The organism is Pseudomonas sp. P4_C8, assembly GCF_056401975.1.
Window position 1 is genome coordinate 1 of sequence record NZ_JBFUIH010000058.1, and the last position, 22,243, is coordinate 22,243.

General features: G+C 60.8%; 17 protein-coding genes. 10 read left to right on the plus strand and 7 right to left on the minus strand.

The window, feature by feature from the left end:
• Window positions 1-72: 72 nt before the first annotated feature.
• Complete coding sequence (locus tag AC1DWM_RS26355) at window positions 73-2,703, minus strand: MGH1-like glycoside hydrolase domain-containing protein (RefSeq protein WP_477796533.1); 2,631 nt, start codon at window positions 2,701-2,703, stop codon at window positions 73-75.
• Between the two features lie 260 nt (window positions 2,704-2,963).
• Between AC1DWM_RS26355 and AC1DWM_RS26360 the strand changes: the two genes are divergently transcribed.
• The 3 genes from AC1DWM_RS26360 to AC1DWM_RS26370 all read left to right on the plus strand — a co-directional run bounded on the left by AC1DWM_RS26360 (window position 2,964) and on the right by AC1DWM_RS26370 (window position 6,159).
• A complete protein-coding gene (locus AC1DWM_RS26360; RefSeq protein WP_477796534.1) occupies window positions 2,964-3,827 on the plus strand; it encodes a LysR family transcriptional regulator in 864 nt (287 codons plus the stop codon).
• 98 nt (window positions 3,828-3,925) lie between these two features.
• Window positions 3,926-5,071 carry a sterol desaturase/SRPBCC family protein gene (locus AC1DWM_RS26365; RefSeq protein WP_477796535.1) on the plus strand — a complete coding sequence of 382 codons (1,146 nt, stop codon included), beginning with the start codon at window positions 3,926-3,928 and terminating at the stop codon, window positions 5,069-5,071.
• The gene (locus tag AC1DWM_RS26370) at window positions 5,068-6,159 is read left to right on the plus strand and encodes an SMP-30/gluconolactonase/LRE family protein (RefSeq protein ID WP_223513121.1); all 1,092 of its coding nucleotides are present in this window, start codon (window positions 5,068-5,070) and stop codon (window positions 6,157-6,159) included. The genes AC1DWM_RS26365 and AC1DWM_RS26370 overlap by 4 nt, the downstream gene beginning before the upstream one ends.
• Window positions 6,160-6,438: 279 nt before the next feature.
• Here AC1DWM_RS26370 and AC1DWM_RS26375 read toward each other — a convergent pair whose 3' ends face one another.
• From AC1DWM_RS26375 to AC1DWM_RS26390, 4 genes are all read right to left on the minus strand, one after another.
• Entirely contained in the window at window positions 6,439-6,681 is a 243-nt protein-coding gene (locus AC1DWM_RS26375; protein WP_150781221.1) for an HP1242/YdcH family protein, read from the minus strand.
• A gap of 96 nt (window positions 6,682-6,777) precedes the next feature.
• The gene (locus AC1DWM_RS26380) at window positions 6,778-6,951 is read right to left on the minus strand and encodes a hypothetical protein (RefSeq protein ID WP_223513918.1); all 174 of its coding nucleotides are present in this window, start codon (window positions 6,949-6,951) and stop codon (window positions 6,778-6,780) included.
• Window positions 6,952-7,135: 184 nt separating this feature from the next.
• Entirely contained in the window at window positions 7,136-9,247 is a 2,112-nt protein-coding gene (locus tag AC1DWM_RS26385) for a hybrid sensor histidine kinase/response regulator (RefSeq protein WP_477796536.1), read from the minus strand.
• 186 nt (window positions 9,248-9,433) lie between these two features.
• A complete protein-coding gene (locus AC1DWM_RS26390) occupies window positions 9,434-10,123 on the minus strand; it encodes a GntR family transcriptional regulator (RefSeq protein ID WP_477796537.1) in 690 nt (229 codons plus the stop codon).
• A 139-nt stretch (window positions 10,124-10,262) separates the two neighbouring features.
• Here AC1DWM_RS26390 and AC1DWM_RS26395 point away from each other — a divergent pair, with 139 nt between their 5' ends.
• The 7 genes from AC1DWM_RS26395 (at window position 10,263) to AC1DWM_RS26425 (ending at window position 17,598) form a co-directional block, all read left to right on the plus strand.
• On the plus strand, window positions 10,263-11,348 hold the full coding sequence (locus AC1DWM_RS26395) for an ABC transporter ATP-binding protein (protein WP_223513113.1): 1,086 nt from the start codon (window positions 10,263-10,265) through the stop codon (window positions 11,346-11,348).
• Between the two features lies 1 nt (window position 11,349).
• The gene (locus AC1DWM_RS26400; protein WP_223513110.1) at window positions 11,350-12,267 is read left to right on the plus strand and encodes an ABC transporter permease; all 918 of its coding nucleotides are present in this window, start codon (window positions 11,350-11,352) and stop codon (window positions 12,265-12,267) included.
• Window positions 12,264-13,052, plus strand: a complete 789-nt coding sequence (locus AC1DWM_RS26405; RefSeq protein ID WP_223513107.1) for an ABC transporter permease — start codon at window positions 12,264-12,266, stop codon at window positions 13,050-13,052. Before AC1DWM_RS26400 ends, AC1DWM_RS26405 begins: the two co-directional genes overlap by 4 nt.
• Before the next feature lie 17 nt (window positions 13,053-13,069).
• On the plus strand, window positions 13,070-14,122 hold the full coding sequence (locus AC1DWM_RS26410; protein ID WP_223513104.1) for an extracellular solute-binding protein: 1,053 nt from the start codon (window positions 13,070-13,072) through the stop codon (window positions 14,120-14,122).
• A gap of 120 nt (window positions 14,123-14,242) precedes the next feature.
• Entirely contained in the window at window positions 14,243-15,439 is a 1,197-nt protein-coding gene (locus tag AC1DWM_RS26415; RefSeq protein ID WP_477796538.1) for an amidohydrolase family protein, read from the plus strand.
• The gene (locus AC1DWM_RS26420; RefSeq protein WP_477796539.1) at window positions 15,436-16,923 is read left to right on the plus strand and encodes an amidohydrolase family protein; all 1,488 of its coding nucleotides are present in this window, start codon (window positions 15,436-15,438) and stop codon (window positions 16,921-16,923) included. The genes AC1DWM_RS26415 and AC1DWM_RS26420 overlap by 4 nt, the downstream gene beginning before the upstream one ends.
• A gap of 12 nt (window positions 16,924-16,935) precedes the next feature.
• Window positions 16,936-17,598, plus strand: a complete 663-nt coding sequence (locus AC1DWM_RS26425; protein ID WP_223513095.1) for a flavin reductase family protein — start codon at window positions 16,936-16,938, stop codon at window positions 17,596-17,598.
• 152 nt (window positions 17,599-17,750) lie between these two features.
• Here the strand turns inward: AC1DWM_RS26425 and AC1DWM_RS26430 are convergent, their stop codons facing one another.
• Together AC1DWM_RS26430 and AC1DWM_RS26435 are read right to left on the minus strand one after the other, a co-directional pair.
• Window positions 17,751-20,849 (minus strand): error-prone DNA polymerase, encoded by a 3,099-nt coding sequence (locus AC1DWM_RS26430; protein ID WP_477796540.1) that lies wholly within the window; start codon window positions 20,847-20,849, stop codon window positions 17,751-17,753.
• Window positions 20,825-22,240 carry a Y-family DNA polymerase gene (locus tag AC1DWM_RS26435; RefSeq protein WP_477796541.1) on the minus strand — a complete coding sequence of 472 codons (1,416 nt, stop codon included), beginning with the start codon at window positions 22,238-22,240 and terminating at the stop codon, window positions 20,825-20,827. The genes AC1DWM_RS26430 and AC1DWM_RS26435 overlap by 25 nt, the downstream gene beginning before the upstream one ends.
• Window positions 22,241-22,243 lie beyond the last annotated feature (3 nt).

Genomic DNA, 22,243 nt, shown 5'->3' on the forward strand with positions numbered 1-22,243 from the left:
CATCAATGTTGAGTGACAGGACGCCTTCGCGAGCAGGCTCGCTCCCACAGGGGGCTCGTGCCGGGCAGAAGATCACGGCTGCAACAACAACGCGATCAGCGCACTCCAACCCGTCTGATGGCTGGCCCCCAGTCCGCGTCCGGTTTCCCCGTGAAAATACTCATGGAACAACACCAGATCGCGACTGGCGGGATCCGCCTGTAACTGCGGATACGCCGCCATTGACGGCCGATTGCCCGTTTCATCGCGAAGGACAAGCCTGGTCAATCGTTGACTCAAGCGGTCGGCGACCTCTTCCAGTGACGCCAGAAACCCCGACCCCGTAGGGTATTCCACCGAAAAGTTCTGATCGTAATAACGATGAAACTCGCGCAGGGATTCGATCAGCATGTAGTTGATCGGCATCCACACCGGCCCGCGCCAGTTGGAATTGCCACCGTACAGGCGTGATTCGGATTCTGCCGGCTCGTAATGGGCACAGAGCCGTTCACCATTGATTTGCAGGCCGAAAGGCTGTTCGGCGAAGGCCTTGGACAATGAGCGAATACCGAACCCGGAGAGAAACTCGCTTTCATCGAGCATGCGTTTGAGCAGGTCCTTGGTGCGCTCGCCACGCAACAATGCCAGTAGCATCCGGTTGCCTTCGCCAGGTTCGGTCCAGCGTGAAACCAGGCTGGCGAGATCCGGGCGGTGACGCATAAAACCGAGCAAACGCTCACGCAACCCGGGTAAACCTTCATGCTCGTGCTGCTCCAGCACCTGCACGGCAAACAGCGGCATCAGGCCGACAATCGAGCGCAAACGCAGCGGTTCGTTCACACCACCGGGTCGGTGCAATACGTCATAGAAAAACTGGTCCTGCTCGTCCCACAGCCCTTCGGCGTCGGAGTCGACCCGATTGATTGCCCCGGCGATGTAGAGGAAATGTTCAAAGAACTTCACCGCTATATCGACGTACACGCTGTTGCGCTTGGCCAACTCCAGCGCGATGCGCATCAAGTCCAGCGCATAAGCGGCGACCCACGCCGTACCGTCGGCCTGGTCCAGCTGATATCCGGGCGGCAATAGCGCCGAACGATCGAACAACGCAATATTATCCAGCCCCAGAAAACCGCCCTGAAACAGGTTGCGGCCTTCGGCATCCTTGCGATTGACCCACCAGGAAAAGTTCAGCAGCAGTTTGTGGAAGATTCGCTCGAGGAAATCCATGTCCCCTGTGCCGGTCAGCGCCTTGTCCTGCTGATACACCCGCCAACAAGCCCAGGCATGAACCGGCGGGTTAGCATCGTCGAAACGCCATTCGTAGGCCGGTAACTGGCCGTTGGGGTGCATGAAGCGGTCTTTGACCAGCAGCAATAATTGATGCTTGGCGAATCCAGGATCGATCAGTGCGAAAGCCACAGCCTGAAAACCCAGATCCCACGAGGCGTACCACGGATACTCCCACGTGTCGGGCATGGAGACGATGTCGAAATTCGCCAGATGTCGCCAATGCGTATTGCGGATGTGCGAACGCCCGGAAGGGGGCGAAGGTTGCGCCGGATCGCCGTCGAGCCACTGATTGACGTCGAAGTAATACAACTGTTTCGACCAGAGCAACCCGGCCAGCGCCTGACGCTGAACATTGCGCGCATCCGGATCGCCGATGCCGGCTTGCAGGGCCGCGTAAAAATCATCGGATTCAGCGCGACGCCGCTCGAATAGTGTTGTGGCATTGACCCGAGCCGCGCCGGTCGGGGCGAAACGCAGGTAGACGCATCGGCTTTGGCCCGCCTCGAACGTCAGGGCGAAATGCGCTGCTACCCGGGTTCCAGTGTCATGGCGGATCGCATCGTTGTTGCCAGCGACCAGAAAATCATTGATGCCGTCCTTGAATGGACCACTCGCCGCCACGCCATTCAGTTTGGGGAAGTTGCTCTCGTTGTTGCAGAACAGCCATTGGCAGTCTTCCTCGCCCCAGGCGCTGGCCTGCCGATCGGCGAGTTGCGGGTGCCGGGCCAGGACCTCATCACCGCTAAGAGTTAGGCTCGGTCGCAGCCCGTCGGCCGCCCAACTCCAGGTGTTACGTGCCCAGAGCTGCGGCAACACGTGCAGCCGTGCTGGCTGATCGGATCGGTTGTGCACGGTGACGCGCATAAAGACGTCATCTGCCGCCTGCTTGGCGTATTCCACCGTCACGTCGAAATAACGGTTGTCTTCAAACACGCCGGTGTCGAGGATTTCATACTCGGTATCGGCCAAGCCACGGCGGGCATTTTCGGCCACCAGGTCCGCGTAGGGAAATTCGGCCTGTGGGTACTTGTAGAGCATGCGCATGTAGGCATGACTGGGCACGCCATCGACGTAGAAATACAGCTCTTTGACGTCCTCGCCGTGATTGCCTTCAGCGTTGTTCAAGCCAAATAGACGCTCTTTGAGAATCGGGTCACGCTCATTCCATAAGCCCAGCCCCAGACACCAGTGCTGAGCCTTGTCGCAAAACCCGGCAAGCCCGTCCTCGCCCCACCGATAGGCCCGACTGCGGGCGTGTTCGTGAGGAAAATAGCGCCATGCATCGCCGTCGGCGCTGTAGTCTTCGCGCACCGTGCCCCATTGACGTTCACTCAAGTAAGGCCCCCATTCGCGCCATGCCTCGGCATCAGCGCCAGCCAGACGCTGGCCTTCAGTGGTATCGAGGATGTTTGCTGCGTGCTTTGCCGTCATGGGTGGGGTCGCAGGGCGGGAGACGTTTGCAGTGTAGTGCGTTGGCACGCTCCCAATCTGAACACCCCCTGTAGCAGCTGGCGAAGCCTGCGTTCGGCTGCGCAGCAGTCGCTAAATCAGGCACCGCGGTGTTTCAGACAGACCGAGATAGCCGGATTCACGACTGCTGCGCAGCCGAACGCAGGCTTCGCCAGCTGCTACATACGCCGGTTCCAGCGGTATCCGTTTACAATGGCCGCACCTTTCGCACCGGCTTGCCCATGGACATCGACCTCGCTCGCACCTTTCTTGAAATTGTCCGCCACGGCAGTCTCGCCGCGGCGGCGGAGAAGCTTCATGTCACCCAGACCGCGATCACCGCGCGTGTGCAGAAGCTTGAAAGCCATCTGGGCAGCACGCTGTTCGTGCGCAACCGTGCCGGCGCGCGTCTGACGCCCAATGGCGAGGCCTTTGTGGTGTACGCCAATCAACTGGTCGAGACCTGGGAAGCGGCACGCCGGGATTTGCCGCTGCCTGAGGGTTACCGTGATGTGCTGCACATCGGTGGCGAGGTCAGCCTGTGCAATCCGTTGATGCTCCGTTGGGCCGGCGAACTGCGCGAGAAGATTCCCAGCCACGCCCTGCGCATGGAAATCCGCGACGGTGAAAACCTCTTGCGGCAATTGGAGCTGGGCGTACTGGATGCAGCGCTGGTCTATCAGCCGCAGTACTGGCCACGCCTGCAAGTCGAGCAGGTGCTGGAAGAAAAACTGGTGCTGGTGCGGTTGGCCAGCAAACCCGACCCATACGTATACATCGACTGGGGCCCGGATTTCCGTCGCCAGCACGATGCGGCTCTGCCGGAAAAAGCCAAAGCCGCTTTGAGCTTCAACCTCGGCCCGCTCGGTTTGCAGTACATCCTGGAAAACGGCGGCAGCGGCTACTTCCGCACACGCGTGGTCCAGAGTTATGTGCAAAGCGGTGTACTGGAACCCGTGCCCAAGGCCCCGGAATTCAATTACCCGACCTACCTGGTGTATTCGCGCGATCGCGACTCGGTCACCCTGCAACGGGCGTTCGATTTGCTGCGTGAGGTGATCCAGTCCGATGACGACTGGTCACAGCGCTGGAATCCGCTGAGCTGAACACACCGGATCATGGCGTTTGTGTCCTCTAGTTGCGCAAGCCTTTGCGGGCAGATCAGCTAATCTGCTGGCTATAACAATAACCAGAGGTGAGCGCAGTGAGGCAGACCATCCAGGCATTCCGCAGCCGCTATCGCGCCGACATTCATCCCCTCTACAACCCGTGGCTGCACGGCGCTTTTGTGCTGGTTTTCGGGGTGCTGGCCATCGGCGGATTCTGGAGCACCGTGCATCAGGTCAAGCCGCTGGAATGGCTGGCGGTGCCGGTCACGTTGTTGTTCTTCAACTTCGGCGTGTACGGGGTGCATCGACATCTGGGTCATCACAAAAAGAGCTTTGCGCGGATGTTCTACGCCCGTCATGCCGGCGACCATCACAGCTTTTTCGCACCCGGCCACATGACCTACGACAGCGCCCGGGACTGGCGAGTGATTTTGTTTCCAGCCTGGCTGATCGTGGTGTACACCTGTTTCATTGCCCTGCCCCTGTGGTGGCTGCTTGACCGGTTTGATGCCAACGTCGCCGGCTTGGTGGGCGGCTGTCTGGTCCTGGGTTACCTGACCTATGAAGTGTTTCATGCCTGCGAGCACCTGCCACCCGGCAATCTGGTCACGCGATTGCCGTGGATTCGTCAGATGCGCCGCCTGCATGAACTGCATCACCGCCGCGAGCTGATGCAGGAGCGCAATTTCAACATCGTGTTTCCGCTGATGGATTACCTGTTCGACACCCTCTACTGGGAGCCGGATCATGCCCCCCTGCCCTTGACGAGAACGCCCATGACCCGCATGCAGCACCAGATCGCTATCGCAGGAAGCCCGATTGACGTGCTCGCCTACGCCAGCACCGTCACCCGTTGGCCGGAGTGGCATCCGTCTTCCCTCAAGATTGACGGTCAGGCCGGACCGTTGCACGCAGGCTCACGGTTTGAGGAAGACATCAGGGCCGGCGGCCGCGACGGGCACCTGAGTTGGGAGGTCAACGAGTACCTGCCGGGACGCCGTTGGAGCGCCCAGGCGAGGGGTGATCACGGGTTGTCGCTGGTGGTGACTTACGAATGCGCGGCCGCGGGTTATGGCACGCAATTTATCCGCACCCTGGAATATCAGTTCGCAGGTGTCGGGATGCGCATTGCCAATCAGCTGTTGCTCAAACGGCGCATCGAACGTGAATCCGCCGAATCGATGCTGGCCTTGCGGGAGATGGCGCAAAAACAACTGACACCCGCCGGAGCCAACGTGTGAGAAAAATCATCAAGTTCCGACATCTGCTGGCACTGCTCTTGATTGCCCTTTGCGCCTTCCTGTTGCTGTTCCCGACCAAGGTGCAACCGGTCGCCTGGAATCCGCCACCGGCGCCCTCCCTCACCAGCGGCGTCTACGCCGACAATCAGCGCCTCAAAGGCGTGGAGCGTGTCGGACCGGCTGACATTGAGGGGCCGGAAGCGCTGCTGCTGGATAGCGACACGCTGATCACCGGCCTGCATGACGGCAGGTTGATTCGCACGAGCATCGACGGCAAAGAAACCAAAGTGCTGGCCGATACCGGCGGCAGACCCTTGGGCCTGGCGCGTCACCCCAATGGTTTGCTGGTGATCGCAGACGCCGTTAAAGGGCTGCTTTCACTGGATGCCCAAGGCCAATTGATCCCCTTGGCCACCACAGCTGGAGACGTGCCTTTTGGTTTTACCGATGACGTGGCCATCGACACGTCCGGACATTTCGCCTATTTCAGTGACGCCTCCAGCCGGTGGGGCTATGGCAAGGATGGCGAGGCGATCATCGAACATGGCGGCGATGGCCGTTTATTGCGTTATGACTTCCAGACCGGGAAAACCACCGTTTTGCTGGATAAGCTGGAGTTCGCCAACGGCGTCACGCTGGGGCCGGACGACAGCTTTGTACTGGTCAACGAAACCGGCGCTTACCGGATCAGCCGCTATTGGCTGACCGGACCGAAAGCCGGCACGCATGACCTGTTTATCGACAACTTGCCGGGACTGCCGGACAACCTTTCGTTCAACGGCCACGACCGCTTCTGGGTGGCACTCTACGCGCCGCGTAGCGGGCTGCTCGACCGCACGGCGCCGCACCCTTTCGTGCGCAAAATGATTGCCCGGGCGATGACGGTGCTGCCTAAACCGGTGGAGAAGCGGGCCTTTGCCTTGGGGCTGGACCTGGACGGCAAAGTGATTGCCAATTTGCAGGACGCCAGCACAGGTAATTATTCACCGATCACCACGGTGCGTGAGTATGGGGACTGGCTGTATTTCGGGTCGCTGGAGGCAACGAACATGGCGCGGCTGCCACTCAGCACCGCCCTCCAGAAATAACACAGTTCAAAATGTGGGAGCCGGGCTTGCCCGCGATGGCGGCGGCACTGGCGAAATAAATGTATCAGGCCCGGATGGGTGGTGATCTGGTTCGGGCTCAACCGCTCAGGATGAGTCGGAATCGGGTCATACCCGCCCTGCTCTTCACTCGGAAATCTGGGACCAGACATAAGGCACCTCTCTGGGAGTCATTAATGATGACTCTTCAATTACGAGGTGCCGGTTTTCACCCCGTTCCAAATTTTGCGACACCGGTCGTCGGTGGCTCGAGACGGCGCGTCAGGACGATGCCTGCAATTGTTGGACGATCTTGTCCTTGACCTGCAAGCGCTTCTCCTTGAGCTTCTTCAACACGTCATCACTGGGCGCATCGGATGATGCAGTCTCGGCCTTCACCACTTCAGCGTCCGCCTGGGAGTATTTGTTGATCAGTGAATCCAGTAACGGATCCTTGGTGCGTTTTTGCTGGATCTCTTCCTTTGAAACCTTCAAGTCCTGAAACAGGTCATGGGGCACCGGCATGGAACACCTCCGTTTTGATGATCGGAAGCAAACGCGATGGATTGCGTTCACCAACTATCAGAATGGCCTTGGATTGAGCGTTCTGTCGACCACCTGTCAGACCAGCGGTGCCCGTTCGTCGTCCTGTCGCAAATGCGATAAAACCTTTGCCCAAACCCCGACCTCCAGCGCATAAGGCGCCACGGATTCAAAATCGCGGCGTTGCGCTTCGGCGTAGAGCGTCGAGAACGCCAGGGAAGACTTGCCTGAGCCCGAGACCCCGGTGAACACCACCAGCGCATCGCGCGGAATTCGGATGGACTTAATCAGTTTTTAGAAAGTACACCAAACCCCTGTGGGAGCGAGCCTGCTCGCGAAGGCGGTGTGTCATTAAACATTTATGTCGGCTGACACTATGCCTTCGCGAGCAGGTTCACTCCCACAGTTGGTTTCTGTTGATCTTCCACAGGGGGGATTAGCCATTGAGGACTGTGCGAACCATTCGGGTGAGTGCTTCGGGGTCGTAGGGTTTGCTCAGCAAATGCGTGTCGGGGCTGAGTTGGTGATTGCGCGAGATAATGTCACGGGTATGGCCCGAGGTGAACAACACGGCCACCGGGGGAGTTTGCACCTTGGCCCAGGCCGCCAGGTCAGAGCTTTTGATCAGGCCGGGCATGACCACGTCAGTGAAAATCAGGTCCACTGCCATGCCTTCCAGCAACCTCTGCATCGCCTGATCGCCGTTGGCCGCCGTCAACACCTGATAGCCTTCTTCACGCAGCAATTCCACTGCCGAGGTGCGAACCGCTTCGTTGTCTTCGACCACCAGAATGGTTTCATGACCACCGCGCTGCTGCGCATCTTGCGGTGTTGTTTCACTGGGCGCCAGTCTCAGGCTACGCGGAAAGTACAACTGCACCCGAGTACCGTGTCCCTCGGTGCTGGAGATCTCGATGTGCCCGCCGCTCTGTTTGACGAAACCGAACACCATGCTCAACCCCAGCCCCGTGCCCTGGCCGTCGGCCTTGGTGGTGAAAAACGGTTCGAAGGCCTGCGCAAGCACCTGGGGCGGCATGCCAACACCGCTGTCCGCCACTGCAACGCAGACGTAGTCGCCGGCCACGATGCCCTTGCCGGCGCAAAACTTCTGGTTGAGGGTGATGTGCTCGGCACTCAGACCGATGGTCCCCTCACCTTTCATGGCATCTCGGGCATTGATCGCCAGGTTGAGAATGGCGTTTTCCAGTTGATTGCGGTCAACAAAGATGTGCCAGGGTTCATCCGGGGCATTCACCTTGATCTGGAGGGTTTCACCCAGCGCTCGCTGCAAAATTTCTGCCAGTCCTTCGAAGACCTGCTGTGGATTGCAGACGGCTGGCGACAGTGGCTGGCGACGGGCGAAGGCGAGCAATTGTGAAGACAATTTGGCGCCACGTTCGACGGCGGCAATGGATGCACTGACCCGGCGCTGCACGTTGGCGTTGTCCGGTTCGTGCCGCGCCAGCAAGTGCAGGTTGCCGGCGATCACCTGCAACAGGTTATTGAAGTCGTGGGCCACACCACCGGTGAGGCCGCCGATGGCTTCGAGTTTCTGTGATTGGCGCAGTTGTTCTTCGGCAGCCAGCCGCGCTTCGACTTCATCGGCGACGCGCTGCTCCAGGTTGCGCGTGAACCTGAGCAAGGATTCTTCGGCGGTCTTGCGTTCATGGATGTCGATCAATACGCCGGGAAAGCGGAACGGTTCGCCCTGTTCGTTAAACTCGCAACAGCCACTCGCCTGCACCCACAAATAACTGCCATCCGGGCGCAGCACCCGATACTCCGCATTAAAGGCATCGCCGGTTTCTACCGATTGATTGACCTGTTCCTGCACCCAACTGAGGTCGTCGGGATGGATCCTGGCTTCGGCGACATCCGGGGGCAGGTTGGTCAGATCCTGATCAGCGGGAAAGGAGAAAGTACGGGCGAAGCGCTCGTCGCCGGAGAGCCTGTTGGCCTTGATGTCCCAGACAAACGAGCCGAGCAAGGCCCCGGCATTGAGTGCCAGGCGAACCCGTTCGTTGTCGGCGCGATAGGCGTCTTCCGCGGCCTGACGGCGATGTTCGGAAATGACATGCTCAGTGGTCTCGACCACCATCGCCATGACCCCGGCCGGCTTGCCGTCATCATCAGTCACCGGGCTGTAATAGAGGTCCAGCCAGACGTTTTCGGGGATGCCGTCGCGCAGCAAAACCAGCTCTTTATTACGGTAGGACAAGGTGCCGCCCGCCAGGCAGGTATCGACCACGTTCCGATTGAACTCGGCGACTTCCGGCCAGCCCAGTTCCACCGGGGAACCCAACAAGTAAGGATGACGGCCGCCGGCGAATTTGGAGTAGGCATCGTTGTAGATCATGTACCCGGCGCGGCCCCACAGCATCACCATCGGCAGTGGTGAGGCGAGCATCAATTGCACCGCGCTGCACAGGCTCGCGGGCCAGGTGTCGAGGCTGCCAAGTTCGGTCTGGCACCAGTCGAACGCGCGAATACGCCCGGCCATTTCCCCGGCCCAGCCGGCACACCCGTGGCTTTCCTCTAGAAACTGCATTGACTGGCTCTTAGTCCCTGTAGATGAACTGACACTAGGGATCGCGACTGTGTGAAGACGGCGCGGCCCGTTTGTTTCGAGCATCGCCGACGTCAAATGGTTTCATAGAGGTTAGCTGATTCTTCGGGTCTTCCGCGGCCACCCCGCTCACTCCTACAGGAAAGCAGCGGAGTGTCAGCTACAGGGTCACACCTCAATCAGGTGCTTGAGCGGGTGGTAGCCGGTTTTCAGCGTGGCGGCGACGTCGAGAATGGCCTTCTCGATGCCGTTCAAATGCATGCAGGTCAGTTCAATCGCGGCGCTCTGGTTGCCGGCTTCGATGTACTCGATCAACCGCAAGTGTTCGTCATCGCGGCACGCCTCGTGGCTGTCGTCATCCAGCGCGGCGGCATACAGCGAGGCGCGGGAAATCAGCTTGCGGAACCAGTCCAGCAGCACCGGGTTGTTCAGGCTTTGCGCGAGCTTGATGTGGAACTCGCCGAGCAAATGAATCAGCCGTTCATGGTCGCCGCTGCGATGCGCTTCGTCCTCCAGCAACAGGTGATCGCGCAGGTCCTGGGTCATGGCAGTATCGCGCCTACGACACAGCTCGCTAACGATACCGATCTCGATCAAGCGCCGGGTTTCGAACAGCGAACGGATCTCTTCGTCGCTGGGCAACGACACCGATGCACCTTTATTGGGCTCTGTCGTCACCAACCCATCGGCTTCCAATTGTTTGAGCGCGGCACGAACCGATGTCCGGCTGACATTAAAAAGCTCGGCCAGCGAGGCCTCGCCAAGCTTCATGCCCGGACGCAATGAACGCTTGCTGATCGCCTCGTAAACCCCTTGGTAGACGCGGTCGACTGTGGTCTCGAGTTTCTTCTCGGTCATTTCAACACTCCTTTAGCGCTAAACAACCGGCCCTGGCGATGAACTGCCATTGAAAAAGGGGGTTGCACCAGCAGATTAATCCGGTTATTTGTAGATTGCATCCAGATATTGCATACAATAATTAGAGGATTGCACCATTATGGGTCAACCAATAGCTATCGAAGTGCGTAATGTATCGAAGCGGTATTCCGACGATCCGGGGCTGGCTCCAGCCCTCGACAACGTTTCAGTCGACATTGCCGATAACGAATTCTTCACCCTGCTCGGCCCTTCCGGCTGCGGTAAAACCACCTTGCTGCGCACCATCGCCGGCTTCGAGCATGTCAGCGACGGCGAAATTCGCCTCGCGGGCGAACCGGTCAATCACTTGCCGCCGTTCAAGCGCCGGGTCAACACGGTGTTCCAGAGTTACGCGCTGTTTCCGCATATGAGTGTCGCGCAGAATATCGCCTTCGGCCTCGAGATGCAGGGTCTTGATCGCAAGCAAATTGCCCAGCGCGTCGATGAGATGCTCACCCTGGTGCAAATGCAACACCTGGCCCAGCGCAAACCGGCGCAATTGTCTGGCGGTCAGCAGCAACGAGTGGCACTGGCCCGGGCGCTGGCGCCCAAACCCAAAGTATTGTTGCTGGACGAACCGCTGTCGGCGCTGGACCTCAAACTGCGCAAGGAAATGCAGGTCGAACTCAAGCGCGTACAGAAAGAAGCCGGGATCACCTTCATTTTCGTCACCCACGATCAGGAAGAAGCCCTGACGCTGTCTGACCGGATCGCCGTGATGTCCGCCGGCAAAATCCTGCAAATCGGCACGCCGAACGATATCTACGAGCGCCCGAATCATCAGTTTGTCGCGCAGTTCATTGGCGACATCAACTTCCTCCCCGGCCACCTCAAGCGCGGTCAGCAAAACGAAAAACTCTTTGTGCCGAACGGCATGCCGGTGGAAATCCCCTGCCCGGCCCAGAGTTTTGACGGCGCGGCCGTGCAGTTGGCGTTTCGCCCGGAACGTTCTCAGCTAGTCGACCCGACACAACCACATCACCTGCGCGGCGTGATCGAAGCAGTGTTGTACGTCGGCACAGCGACCCTTTACCAATGCCGCCTGAACAACGACATCAAGGTGATGTTGCGCGAAAACAACGAGGGCCTGAACCGTGGCCGAGTGGTCGGTGATCGCGTCGCGGTCAATCTGCCGCCCCATGCCTGCCTGCTGATGGAGGCCTGAGATGAGCGTCAGCAGCACTTCTCCCGCCCTCAACCGTGCGCTGTTGCTCAGCCCGGTGGTTCTGACCTTGCTGGCGCTGATCGCCATTCCGCTCGGCATCATGGGCTACATCAGCCTGTTGCCGCGCAACGTGTATGGCGGTGTCGACTGGCAGGCCAACTGGCAATTGCACAGCTACGTGCAGCTGTTTTTCCAGGAAGGTTTCGACGGTGAACTGGAACTGAACTGGGTCTACGCCCAGGCGCTGATCCGCTCGGTGTTCCAGGCCGGCGGCACCACGGTGTTGTGTTTCCTGTTCGGTTTTCCTGTGGCGCTGTGGATGTCGAGCCTGACCCCGCGTCGACGCAACCTGATGGTGTTGCTGATCACCATCCCGTTCTGGACCAACCTGCTGATCCGCAATTACGCGTGGCTGATCATCCTGCGCGAGCACGGCTGGGTCGCGCAAAGCCTCAACGCGCTGTTCCCGCAGGCCGGTGGCATCACCCTGCTCTACAACGACTTCGCTGTCAGCGTCGGGCTGGTCTACAGCTTCCTGCCGTTCATGATTTTGCCGATCTATTCGACCCTGGAAAAACTCGACTGGCGCCTGGTGGAAGCCGCCTACGACCTCGGCGCCAATCGCTGGCACGCGCTGAAGCGGATCATCCTGCCGCTGTCGATGCCCGGCGTGATTGCCGGTGCATTGCTGGTGTTCGTGCCGAGCCTCGGTGCCTTCATCACTCCGGCGATTTTGGGTGGTGGCAAGACGCTGATGATCGGCAACCTTATCCAGCAACAGTTCGGCACCGCGCGTAACTGGCCGCTGGGCAGTTCGCTGTCGTTCCTGTTGCTGGGGATTCTGCTGCTGTCGCTGGTGGGTTACGCCCTCTATAGCCGCAGCGCCGCCAAAACACTTCGCCGGGGAGCCACCGCATGATCGCCCTGCATCTGAAAAAACTGCCGCTGACCCGCGAAGTCAGCCTGTTGATCCTGGCCTATTTGTACGTGCCGATCTTCGTGCTGATTGCCTACAGCTTCAACGCCAACCGCTCGGCAACGGTGTGGACCGAGTTCTCGTTCGCCTGGTACGGACGGATCCTCGCCAACCCATCAATTCAAACGGCGGCACTGAACTCAATCATCGTCGCCAGCATCGCCACGATCTGCGCCACGGCCATTGCATTGCTCGCCGCGCTGGCGACTTACCGGCCGTTTTATGGCCAGAAAATGGTCGAGGGCGGGATCAACCTGCCGCTGATCCTGCCGGAAATCGTCACCGCCGTGGCCACGCTGCTGCTGTTCATGGCGCTGGGGATCAAGCTTGGTCTACTGACGGTGATCGTCGCGCACATCGGCTTTTGCATTCCCTTCGCTTACCTGCCGATCCGCGCGCGGTTGAACGACCTGGACAAGAGCTTGCTGGAGGCGGCGAACGATTTGTACGCCAACCCATGGCAAGTGTTTCGCCGGGTGACGCTGCCGCTGCTGTGGCCGGCAGTGTTGTCCGGGTCGGTGCTGGCGTTCGTGGTCAGTCTCGACGATTTCATCATGACCTTCTTTGTGGCCGGCCCGGGTTCGACGACCTTGCCGGTGTACATCTTCTCGGCGATCAAGGCCGGCGTGACGCCGGAGATCAATGCGATCTCGACCCTGATGCTGCTGATTTCCATCGTGCTGGTGGTGCTGGCCTTCTGGCTGGGACAGCGCGGCAAAAACCAATGAGTCTGGAGCGTTCTGTCATGAAATTGAAAAGCATGCGTTACGGCGTCGCCGGTCTGGCCCTCACTTGCTTCACCGTTTTTACCGCACAGGCCGCCGAGCCCAAGGAGCTGTTCTTCTACAACTGGACGGATTACTACCCGGTCGACCTGCTGGCCAAGTTTGAAAAGGAGACCGGGATCAAGGTCACCATGGACGGCTACGACAGCAACGAAACCCTGTTGGCCAAGTTGCAGGCCGGTGGCGCGGCGTATGACGTGATCGTGCCGTCGCAGTCGATCATGCGTACCTTGATCAACCAGGATTTGCTGCTGGAAATCGACGCCTCCGCCCTGCCGAACTTCCAGTACGTGAAACCGGCATTCCGCGACCCGAGCTTCGACCCCGGCCGCAAGTTCTCGGCGCCGTACTTGTGGGGCACCACCGGGTTTTCCTATGACAGTGCGCGGGTGCCCGGCGGCAAGCTGGATGACTCGTGGAAAGAGTTCTTCGAACCGCGCAAGGAACTGCAAGGGCAACTCGCCGCGCTCGACACCTCCAGCAGTGTGATCAACGCCGCCAGCCATTACCTGAACGTCGACGAATGCAGCGAAGACCCACAGGACGCCAAGCGCATCCTTGAGTTGCTGCAGAAACAGAAACCGTTCCTGAAGATGTACAGCTCGGACAACACCGTCGACCGCATGGCCTCCGGTGAAGTGATCATGATGCAAAACTGGAACGGCTCCACCGCCCGGGCCACGTTGCAGAAGAGCACCATCAAATACGTTTATCCGCGTGAAGGCCTGGCGATGTTCCAGGACAACTTCGCCGTACCGAAAAGCGCCCCGCACCCCGGTAACGCGAAGATCTTCATCGACTGGATGATGAAACCGGAAAACGCCGCTGCCGTGTCCAACTCCATTGCCTACGCCAACGGCATCCAGAGCGACAAGCTGCTCGACGCCAAATGGAAAGTCATGGACGCGATCAACATGCCCGACGAATTCGCCTCGCGCTTGCGGCCTGAAAAGGAATGCAGCAACAAGGCGCGGGAGCTGCAGGACCGGGTTTGGTCGAAGCTCAAGGGCTGATCCGAGACCGAGTCGCGGCCTTCGCGAGCAGGCTCGCTCCCACAAGTGACCGCATTCCAATGTGGGAGCGAGCCTGCTCGCGATGAGGCCCTCCCACACAACACAGAATCAGAGGTTTGTATGACCCACCCCCGCTGGCTACGCAACGTGCGCCCCCACGGCGCCCCCGCCGAAGACCTGCTGATTGAAAACGGCCTGTTCAGGGACAGACGGCCGGCCTCCAGCACCCCGCTGACCGCCACCGACATCGACGGTCAACACCAACTGCTCACCGAAACCCTGGTCGAAAGCCACGTCCACCTCGACAAAACCCTCTGGGGCCAACCCTGGCGCCCGAACAGCGCCGGCCCGACACTCAAGGACTACATCGCCAACGAGCGCCGGGTGCTGCGGGAAGTCGAAGCGCCCATCGCCCAGCGTGCCGGCGCCCTGCTGGAAAACTGTATCGCCCGTGGCTCATTGACGATGCGCTGCCACGTCGACATCGACCCGGAATTCGGCCTGCGTCACGTCGAAGCCATGCAACAGCTGCGCGAAACCTACCGCGATTTGATCGACCTGCAACTGGTGGTGTTTCCGCAAACCGGTCTGATCAGCCGTCCCGGCACCGCCGAACTGATGCGCAAAGCGATGGCGTTGGGGGTGGAAAACGTCGGTGGACTCGATCCCTGCGGTATCGACAACGATCCGATTGCTCAACTCGACTTCGTCTTCAAGTTGGCCAGCGAGTTCGACCGTGGTGTCGACATTCACCTGCATGACAAAGGTGAACTGGGCCTGTGGCAGATCGCGTTGATTGCCGACTACACCGAGCGCTTCGGGCGTCAGGGTCGGGTGATGATCAGCCATGCGTATTGCTTGGGAATGCAGCCGTGGAGTCAGGTCAAGCCGGTGGCCGAGCGGCTGGCAGCGCTGGGTATTTCGTTGATGAGTTCTGCGCCGGCCGATTGCGCGGTGCCGCCATTTCTGGCGTTGCGCGAGGCCGGGGTGAATGTGTGCCTGGGCTCGGATGGCATCCGCGATGCGTGGTCGCCAATGGGCAACGGCGACATGCTGGAACGGGCGATGCTGCTGGCGTTCCGATTTGACTTGAACAAGGACGATGAACTGGCGGCGGCGTTTGAGGCCGCGACGGTGAATGGCGCCCGCGCGTTGGGTTGTGAACGTTATGGTCTGGAGATCGGGCAACCGGCGGACTTTTTGCTGATGTCGGTGCAGACCCTGGGTGAAGCGGTGGTTTCGCGGCCGCTGCGGCAGGTGTATCGCGGTGGTGAGTTGATCGCCTCTGGTGGTCGTTTGCTGGAAAGCCGCTTGTGAAACGCATCGGCCTGAAAGCCAGTTGCGTGGTCGGATTCGACGGCACGCAGCATGTGCTGTGGCGCGACGGCGAAGTGGTGTTTGAAGGCTCGCGCATTGTGTTTGTCGGGCGCGAGTTTGTGGGCCCGGTGGATCAGTGGATTGACTATGGCAACGCGCTGATCGGGCCAGGCTTCATCGATCTGGATGCGTTGGGCGATCTCGATTCCACGGTGCTGACCCTAGACAACGGCGATGAGCGCGACATGGGCCGGATGTGGTCCGAAGACTATCTGGCGGCCGGTCCGCGCGAGAGTTACAGCGCCGACGAAGAGGTCTTCAAATACCGTTACGCCTTCACTCAATTGATCCGCAACGGCATCACCACCGCCATGCCGATCACTTCGATGTACTACCGCGAGTGGGCCGAGACCTACGACGAATTTGCTGGCGTGGCGGACGTGGCGGTGGAACTGGGGCTGCGCACGTACCTCGGTCCTTGCTACATGAGCGGCATGAGTTACTGGCGGGCCGATGGCAGCCTCGGGCATCACTGGGATGAAACCCGGGGATTGGCCGGGCTTGAAGCGGCGACGCGTTTTTTCAAGGATTTCGATGGCACGCACGGTGACTTGATTCGTGGCGCGCTGCTGCCTGACCGTATTCAAACCTGCACCCCGGCGCTGCTGCAACGCACCGCTGCACTGAGCCGCGAACTGAACGCACCGATGCGTTTGCATTGCTGTCAGGGATTGGGCGAGGTGGCGATGGTCGAGCAGCTTCGCGGTGCGTCACCGTTGGGCTGGTTGCAGCAATTGGACTTGCTGACCCCACGCAGTCTGCTGCCCCATGGCATCTACACCCGCGGCGACGACGACCTGCAACGGGTGGTGGACGGTGGCGCGAGTCTGGTGCATTGCCCGGTGGTGTTTGCCCGCGACGGTGAAGCGCTGAACTCGTTCGGGCGCTATCGGGCCAAGGGAATCAACTTCGCGCTGGGCACCGACACCTGGCCGGCAGATCTGCTGGAGAACATGCGCCTGGGGTTGAACATCGCCCGCCTGATGGAGGGCGGCAACTCGCTCACCAGCACGCTGGATCTGTACAACGCCGCCACGCTTGGCGGTGCCAAGGCCCTGGGCCGCGATGATCTCGGCCGTCTGGCGCCGGGAGCCAAGGCCGACATCACGGTGTTCAGCCTTCGCGGTCAGCACCTGGGACCGTTGTTCGATCCGCTGAAAAACCTGGTCCTGGCCGGGCGTGGTGATGACTGTATCGCCAGCTACATCGATGGCCGCTGCGTGATGCAGGACCGCCAGGTGCAAGGCATCGACTACCCCGCCCAGCAACGCCAGGCCCAACAACAATTCGAAAAACTGATGCGCAGCCACAGTGACCGGGCCTTTGGCCGACCGGACTGGAAAGGCCTGTTCAAGCCGGCCATCCCGTTCGCCGACGACTACAGCGCACAGGCGCCACTGAGCGCCATTGATCCCCTTATTTAGAGAAATCTGCCTATGCAAAGCTTCGACTTCAGTACCCTGAGTGCACGGGACAAATACAAGATTCTGATCGGCAGCGTGGTGCCACGGCCGATTGCGCTGGTCACCACCATCGATGGCGAAGGCCGGATCAATGCGGCGCCGTTCAGCTTCTTCAATGCCTTGTCGGCTGACCCGCCGATTCTGGCGCTGGGCGTGGAAAACTACGGCGATCAAAGCCCCAAGGACACCACCCGCAACATCCAGCTCAATCAGGAGTTCACCGTCAATATCGTCAGCGATGCGCTGGTCGAAGCCATGAACGTCTGCGCCGTACCTTTTGCTCCCGGTTTTGATGAATTGACGGCGGCGGGCCTGACGGCGATTCCCGGCACCACGGTCAAATGCCCACGGATCGGCGAAGCGCCCGTGGCACTGGAATGTCGGAGGATGATGGCGCTGTCCATCGGGCAATCGCGGGAGATTATCTTTGGCGAGGTGCTGATGGCGCATGTGCGCGACGAACTGATCGACCCGAAAACCCTGTACATCGATCAGTTGGGACTGGATGCGATTGGGCGCATGGGCGGGCATGGTTATGCGCGAACCCGCGACTATTTCGATTTGCCGACCCGCTCGCTGCAAGCATGGACGGAAGCGCCGGGGGGTGGGGAGCGGTTTTGGCCAGAGACCAAATGATCAGCCACCACCCAACCTGTGGGAGCGAGCTTGTCTCCGGGCGGCGTTCCGACGAAGGCGGTCCGTCAGTCGACATCAATGCCAAATGACAGGCCTCTTCGCGAGCAGGCTCGCTCCCACAGGGGGATCTGCGGCAGCAACAAATTTCGCATTCAGCGGAAATCCCGGCTGCGTACGCTGATGCCGTCCAGCAATGAACTCAGGTCGCTCAAGCGTCCGGCAATCAGGTGGCGAACCTCGCCTTCCTTTTCCCAGCGGCCATCGACCTTGAGCAATTGCGAACCGACCAGCACCTGGCGTTGCCTTTCGGCCAAGTCGCGCCAGACCACCACGTTGACGTTGCCGAACTCGTCTTCCAGGGTCACGAAGGTCACGCCACTGGCTGTACCCGGACGTTGCCGCCCCGTCACCAGGCCTGCGACGCTGACCGGGCGCCCGTGTTCGACCGCCATCAGTTCTTGCGAACTGCGACAGCGCCGGGCGTTCAGTTCACCGCGCAGTAACGCCAGCGGATGCGGGCCGAGGGTGGTGCCGACACTGGCGTAATCGGCTTGCAGGTCTTCGCCGACGCTGGGTTTGGGCAATGACACGACGTCCTCTTCCTGACTCGGCAGGCCGACGAACAAACCGAGTTGCTTTTGAACCCCTGCCACCTCCCAGCGCGCCCGATGCCGGTCACCGGCCAACCCCCGCAGTGCACCGGCATCGGCCAGTTGCTCCTGGGCGCGGGCGTCGAGTCGCGCGCGTTCGCCCAGGTCGGCGACGTCGACAAACACCCCGCGTGAGCGCGCCGCTTCGATGCGCCGGGCATCGTCCTCGCGAAAGCCCTTGATCATCCGCAACCCCATGCGAATCGCCGGTTGCGCACCGATTACCGGCTCGAGACTGCAATCCCAGTCACTGGCGCGCACGTCCACCGGGCGAATCTGCAAATGATGCCGGCGCGCGTCCTGAAGAATCTGGTCCGGGCTGTAGAATCCCATCGGCCAGCTGTTGATCAGCGCACAGGCGAAGGCCGCCGGTTCGTGGCATTTCAACCAGCAACTGGCGTAGGTCAGCAAGGCGAAACTGGCGGCGTGGGACTCGGGAAATCCGTAGCTGCCAAAGCCTTTGATCTGTTCGAAGATCTGCGCGGCGAACTCGGCCGTGTAGCCGTTTTTCTTCATCCCTGCAGCCAGCCGATCCTTGTGCGGTTCCAGCCCGCCGTGGCGTTTCCAGGCCGCCATGGAACGCCGCAACTGATCGGCCTCGCCGGGGCTGTAGTCGGCGGCGACGATCGCGATCTGCATCACTTGTTCCTGGAACAGCGGCACGCCGAGGGTGCGCTTGAGCACCTCCCGCAACTCTTCGGAGGGATAACTTTCGAGCTCTTCCTTGTTCCGGCGGCGCAGATACGGGTGGACCATGCCGCCCTGGATGGGGCCGGGGCGAACGATGGCCACCTCGATCACCAAGTCATAGAACTTGCGGGGCTTGAGCCGGGGCAGCATCGACATTTGTGCCCGGGATTCGATCTGGAACACGCCGATGGTATCGGCACGGCCAATCATGTCGTAAGTGGCCGGATCTTCGGACGGGATCGTCGCCAGGCTCAGGTCAAGGTTTCGGTGGCGACGCAGCAGATCGAAACAACGACGGATCGCGCTGAGCATCCCCAGCGCCAGAATATCCACTTTGAGCAACCCGACCGCGTCCAGATCGTCCTTGTCCCACTGAATGATCGTGCGCTCGGCCATGGCAGCGTTTTCCACCGGCACCAGGCTGTCCAGAGGCTGCTCGGAAATCACGAAGCCACCGGGGTGCTGGGACAGGTGCCGGGGGAAACCGATCAGCTGTTGGGTCAGGCTCAAGACCCGGCGCAGCACCGGGCTTTCGGGGTCGAACCCGCCTTCCAGCAGGCGCTCCACGGGCGGCGTGGTATCACTCCAGTGGCCGCAGCAATCGGCCAAGGCGTTGATCTGGTCCGGCGGCAAACCCAATGCCTTGGCCACGTCACGCACCGCGCCGGCCGCGTGGTAGGTGCTGACCACCGCCGTCAACGCCGCGCGCGTGCGGCCATAGCGCTGAAAGATGTACTGCAAGACTTCTTCACGACGTTCGTGCTCGAAGTCCACATCGATATCCGGCGGCTCGTTGCGCTCCTTGGAAAGAAAGCGCTCAAACAGCATGTTCATCCGGTCCGGATCGATCTCGGTGATGCCCAAGGCGAAACACACCGCTGAGTTGGCCGCAGAGCCTCGGCCCTGACAGAGAATTTTCTCGCGCCGGGCGAAGGCGACGATGTCCTGCACGGTCAGGAAGTAGCTTTCGTAGCCCAACTCGGCGATCAGCCCCAGTTCCTTGTTGATCAGCCCGCGCACCTTCTCGCTCGCCCCTTGGGGCCAGCGCTCGCGAATGCCGCGTTCGGTCAATTCGCGCAGCCAGGAATCGGCGCTGTGGCCTTGCGGCACCAACTCCCGTGGATACTGATAACGCAACTGGCCAAGGTCGAAGGTGCAGCGCCGGGCAATGGTCAACGTTTCATCGAGCAAGGCTGGCGGGTAGATCGATTGCAACACCTCCAGGCTGCGCACATGCCGCTCACCATTGGGATGAAGGCGCAGCCCGGCCTCGGCCACCGGCAGGTGATGACGGATCGCAGTCATGGTGTCCTGCAAGGCGCGTCGGCCACGGGTGTGCATGTGCACATCGCCACTGGCCACGGCGGCAATCCGCAACTCCCGCGCCAGACTCAGCAACGCCTCCAGGCGCCGGGTATCGTCCTGGCCGCAATGCAACTGGACGCTCAGCCACAGGCGTTCGGCGAAGATCTGTTGCAACCAGTGGCCCTGTTCAAAGTCATCGACAGTGTCCGGCACCCACAACGCCAACAGCCCCGGCATCGGCTCGCTGAAATCTTCGCGCAGCACCTGATACTGGCCTTTCTGCGTACGGCGTCGTGCCCGGGTAATCAGCCGGCACAGGGTCTGGTATCCCTCAAGGTTCTCCACCAGCAGCACCAGTTTCGGGCCGTTCTCGATGCGGATTTCGCTGCCGATGATCAGCGGCAACTCCACCGACTTCGCCGCTTGCCAGGCGCGGACGATGCCGGCCAGCGTGCACTCATCGGTGATCGCCAGCGCTTGATAGCCGTGCTTTTTTGCCCGTTGAAAGAGTTCGAGGGCACTGGAGGCGCCACGCTGGAAACTGAAGTTCGACAGGCAGTGCAACTCGGCGTAGTCAATGCTCATGCGAACCAGCCTTGCAGCCACAACGGACCGCCCTCACCCACCGCCCGATAAGCCCAGCCCTGCTGGCCGGAACGGGTTTCGATCAGGTAGTAATCGCGGCGCACATCGGCGCCGTCCCACCAGCCGGATTCAATGCGCTCCGGGCCCATGAGGATGCGGGTCGAGCCTTCGTGGATCGCCTGCGGTTCCGTCAGCAACCAGCCCGGACGCTGCACACCCGGCAACCCCGCGCACAGTTGACTGTCGACCCGTGCCTGCCACGCGCATTCCGGCCGGTGATCGGCCTGAAAGCGCAAGCCATGCACCGCCTCATCGCCGAGCCGCGCGCGCAAGCGCTCGCGCAGTTGCTCCCACGGCAAGGATTGCTGCGGGCGGTCATCGAACAGTTCCTGATACTGCGGGACGAAGCTCGGCAAGTCTTCGGCACACAGCCGAAAACCGCGCACCGGGGCTTCGACCTGAACCTGTTCCAGTCGCCCCCGGGCCAGTTCGAAGAGCATCGCCGGATCGCGTTCGGCGCTGAGCAGGCCGACCTTGATCACCGAGTCCGGTAAACCGGCGTGTTCCAGGTGCAGGTCGAAACGCTGCACGCCGCTGTCCCGACCGCAGAGAAAGGCCGACAGGTCGCCGGTCAACCGGCGCAGCGGAAACAGCAGCGCCTGATGCGACTGCACGTCAAAGTTGAGTTCGATGCGTACGTCGAAACGATCCGGCGGCAGGTAGAACGCCAGGGCCAATCGCCGCTCACCGAAGAGCGCGTCCAGATGCTTGAGCACCTGTGCTTCGAAACGCCGGGCCAGGCTCTGTCGTGGCAGCGCCTGCACCTGACTCAAGGTGCGCAACCCCATGCGCGATAACGCCGTGGCCACCACGGGTTCCAACGCGATGCGGTCGACGGGCAATTGCCCGAGATGGTGCTGCAAGGCTTCGTTGTCCGGCACCACCAGCCCGTCATACACGTTGGCCAACACCCGCGCGGCCACCGGGTTGGGCGCAGCGACGATCCGATGGCGAAAACCCAGCTCGCCGAGCTCGGCGCGCAACCGCGCCTCAAACGCTGGCCACGACCCGAACAAGCCCAGGCTGGATTCGATTTCAAACACCACGGCACGCGGGTAATGCACGCTGACCTGAGAGCTGAAACGATAGGCCCACGCTGCCAGAAACTGCTGCCAGTGCTCGATCTCGGCGGCGTCGTATTCGGCCGTGGCAAAGCCTTTGCTCAAGGCCTGAGCGGCGGTCATCGACTGCCCCGGACGCAAGCCCAGCGCCCGCGCCGACGCGTTGACTGCTTGCAACACCCGGCGTTGTGCCGGGCCGGTCAGCAGCGCCAGCGGCTCATCGGGATCGGGGCGCTGACGCAATACCGCGTCCAGCGCCAATTGCGGGAAGAGAATACAAACCCAGCGCATGGC

Excerpts from the sequence above, each read along its gene's own strand:
- AC1DWM_RS26355 (WP_477796533.1), bottom strand. The coding sequence starts at position 2,703 with ATGACGGCAAAGCACGCAGCAAACATCCTCGATACCACTGAAGGCCAG.
- AC1DWM_RS26360 (WP_477796534.1), top strand. The coding sequence starts at position 2,964 with ATGGACATCGACCTCGCTCGCACCTTTCTTGAAATTGTCCGCCACGGC.
- AC1DWM_RS26375 (WP_150781221.1), bottom strand. The coding sequence starts at position 6,681 with ATGCCGGTGCCCCATGACCTGTTTCAGGACTTGAAGGTTTCAAAGGAA.
- AC1DWM_RS26385 (WP_477796536.1), bottom strand. The coding sequence starts at position 9,247 with ATGCAGTTTCTAGAGGAAAGCCACGGGTGTGCCGGCTGGGCCGGGGAA.
- AC1DWM_RS26390 (WP_477796537.1), bottom strand. The coding sequence starts at position 10,123 with ATGACCGAGAAGAAACTCGAGACCACAGTCGACCGCGTCTACCAAGGG.
- AC1DWM_RS26395 (WP_223513113.1), top strand. The coding sequence starts at position 10,263 with ATGGGTCAACCAATAGCTATCGAAGTGCGTAATGTATCGAAGCGGTAT.
- AC1DWM_RS26400 (WP_223513110.1), top strand. The coding sequence starts at position 11,350 with ATGAGCGTCAGCAGCACTTCTCCCGCCCTCAACCGTGCGCTGTTGCTC.
- AC1DWM_RS26405 (WP_223513107.1), top strand. The coding sequence starts at position 12,264 with ATGATCGCCCTGCATCTGAAAAAACTGCCGCTGACCCGCGAAGTCAGC.
- AC1DWM_RS26410 (WP_223513104.1), top strand. The coding sequence starts at position 13,070 with ATGAAATTGAAAAGCATGCGTTACGGCGTCGCCGGTCTGGCCCTCACT.
- AC1DWM_RS26415 (WP_477796538.1), top strand. The coding sequence starts at position 14,243 with ATGACCCACCCCCGCTGGCTACGCAACGTGCGCCCCCACGGCGCCCCC.
- AC1DWM_RS26425 (WP_223513095.1), top strand. The coding sequence starts at position 16,936 with ATGCAAAGCTTCGACTTCAGTACCCTGAGTGCACGGGACAAATACAAG.
- AC1DWM_RS26435 (WP_477796541.1), bottom strand. The coding sequence starts at position 22,240 with ATGCGCTGGGTTTGTATTCTCTTCCCGCAATTGGCGCTGGACGCGGTA.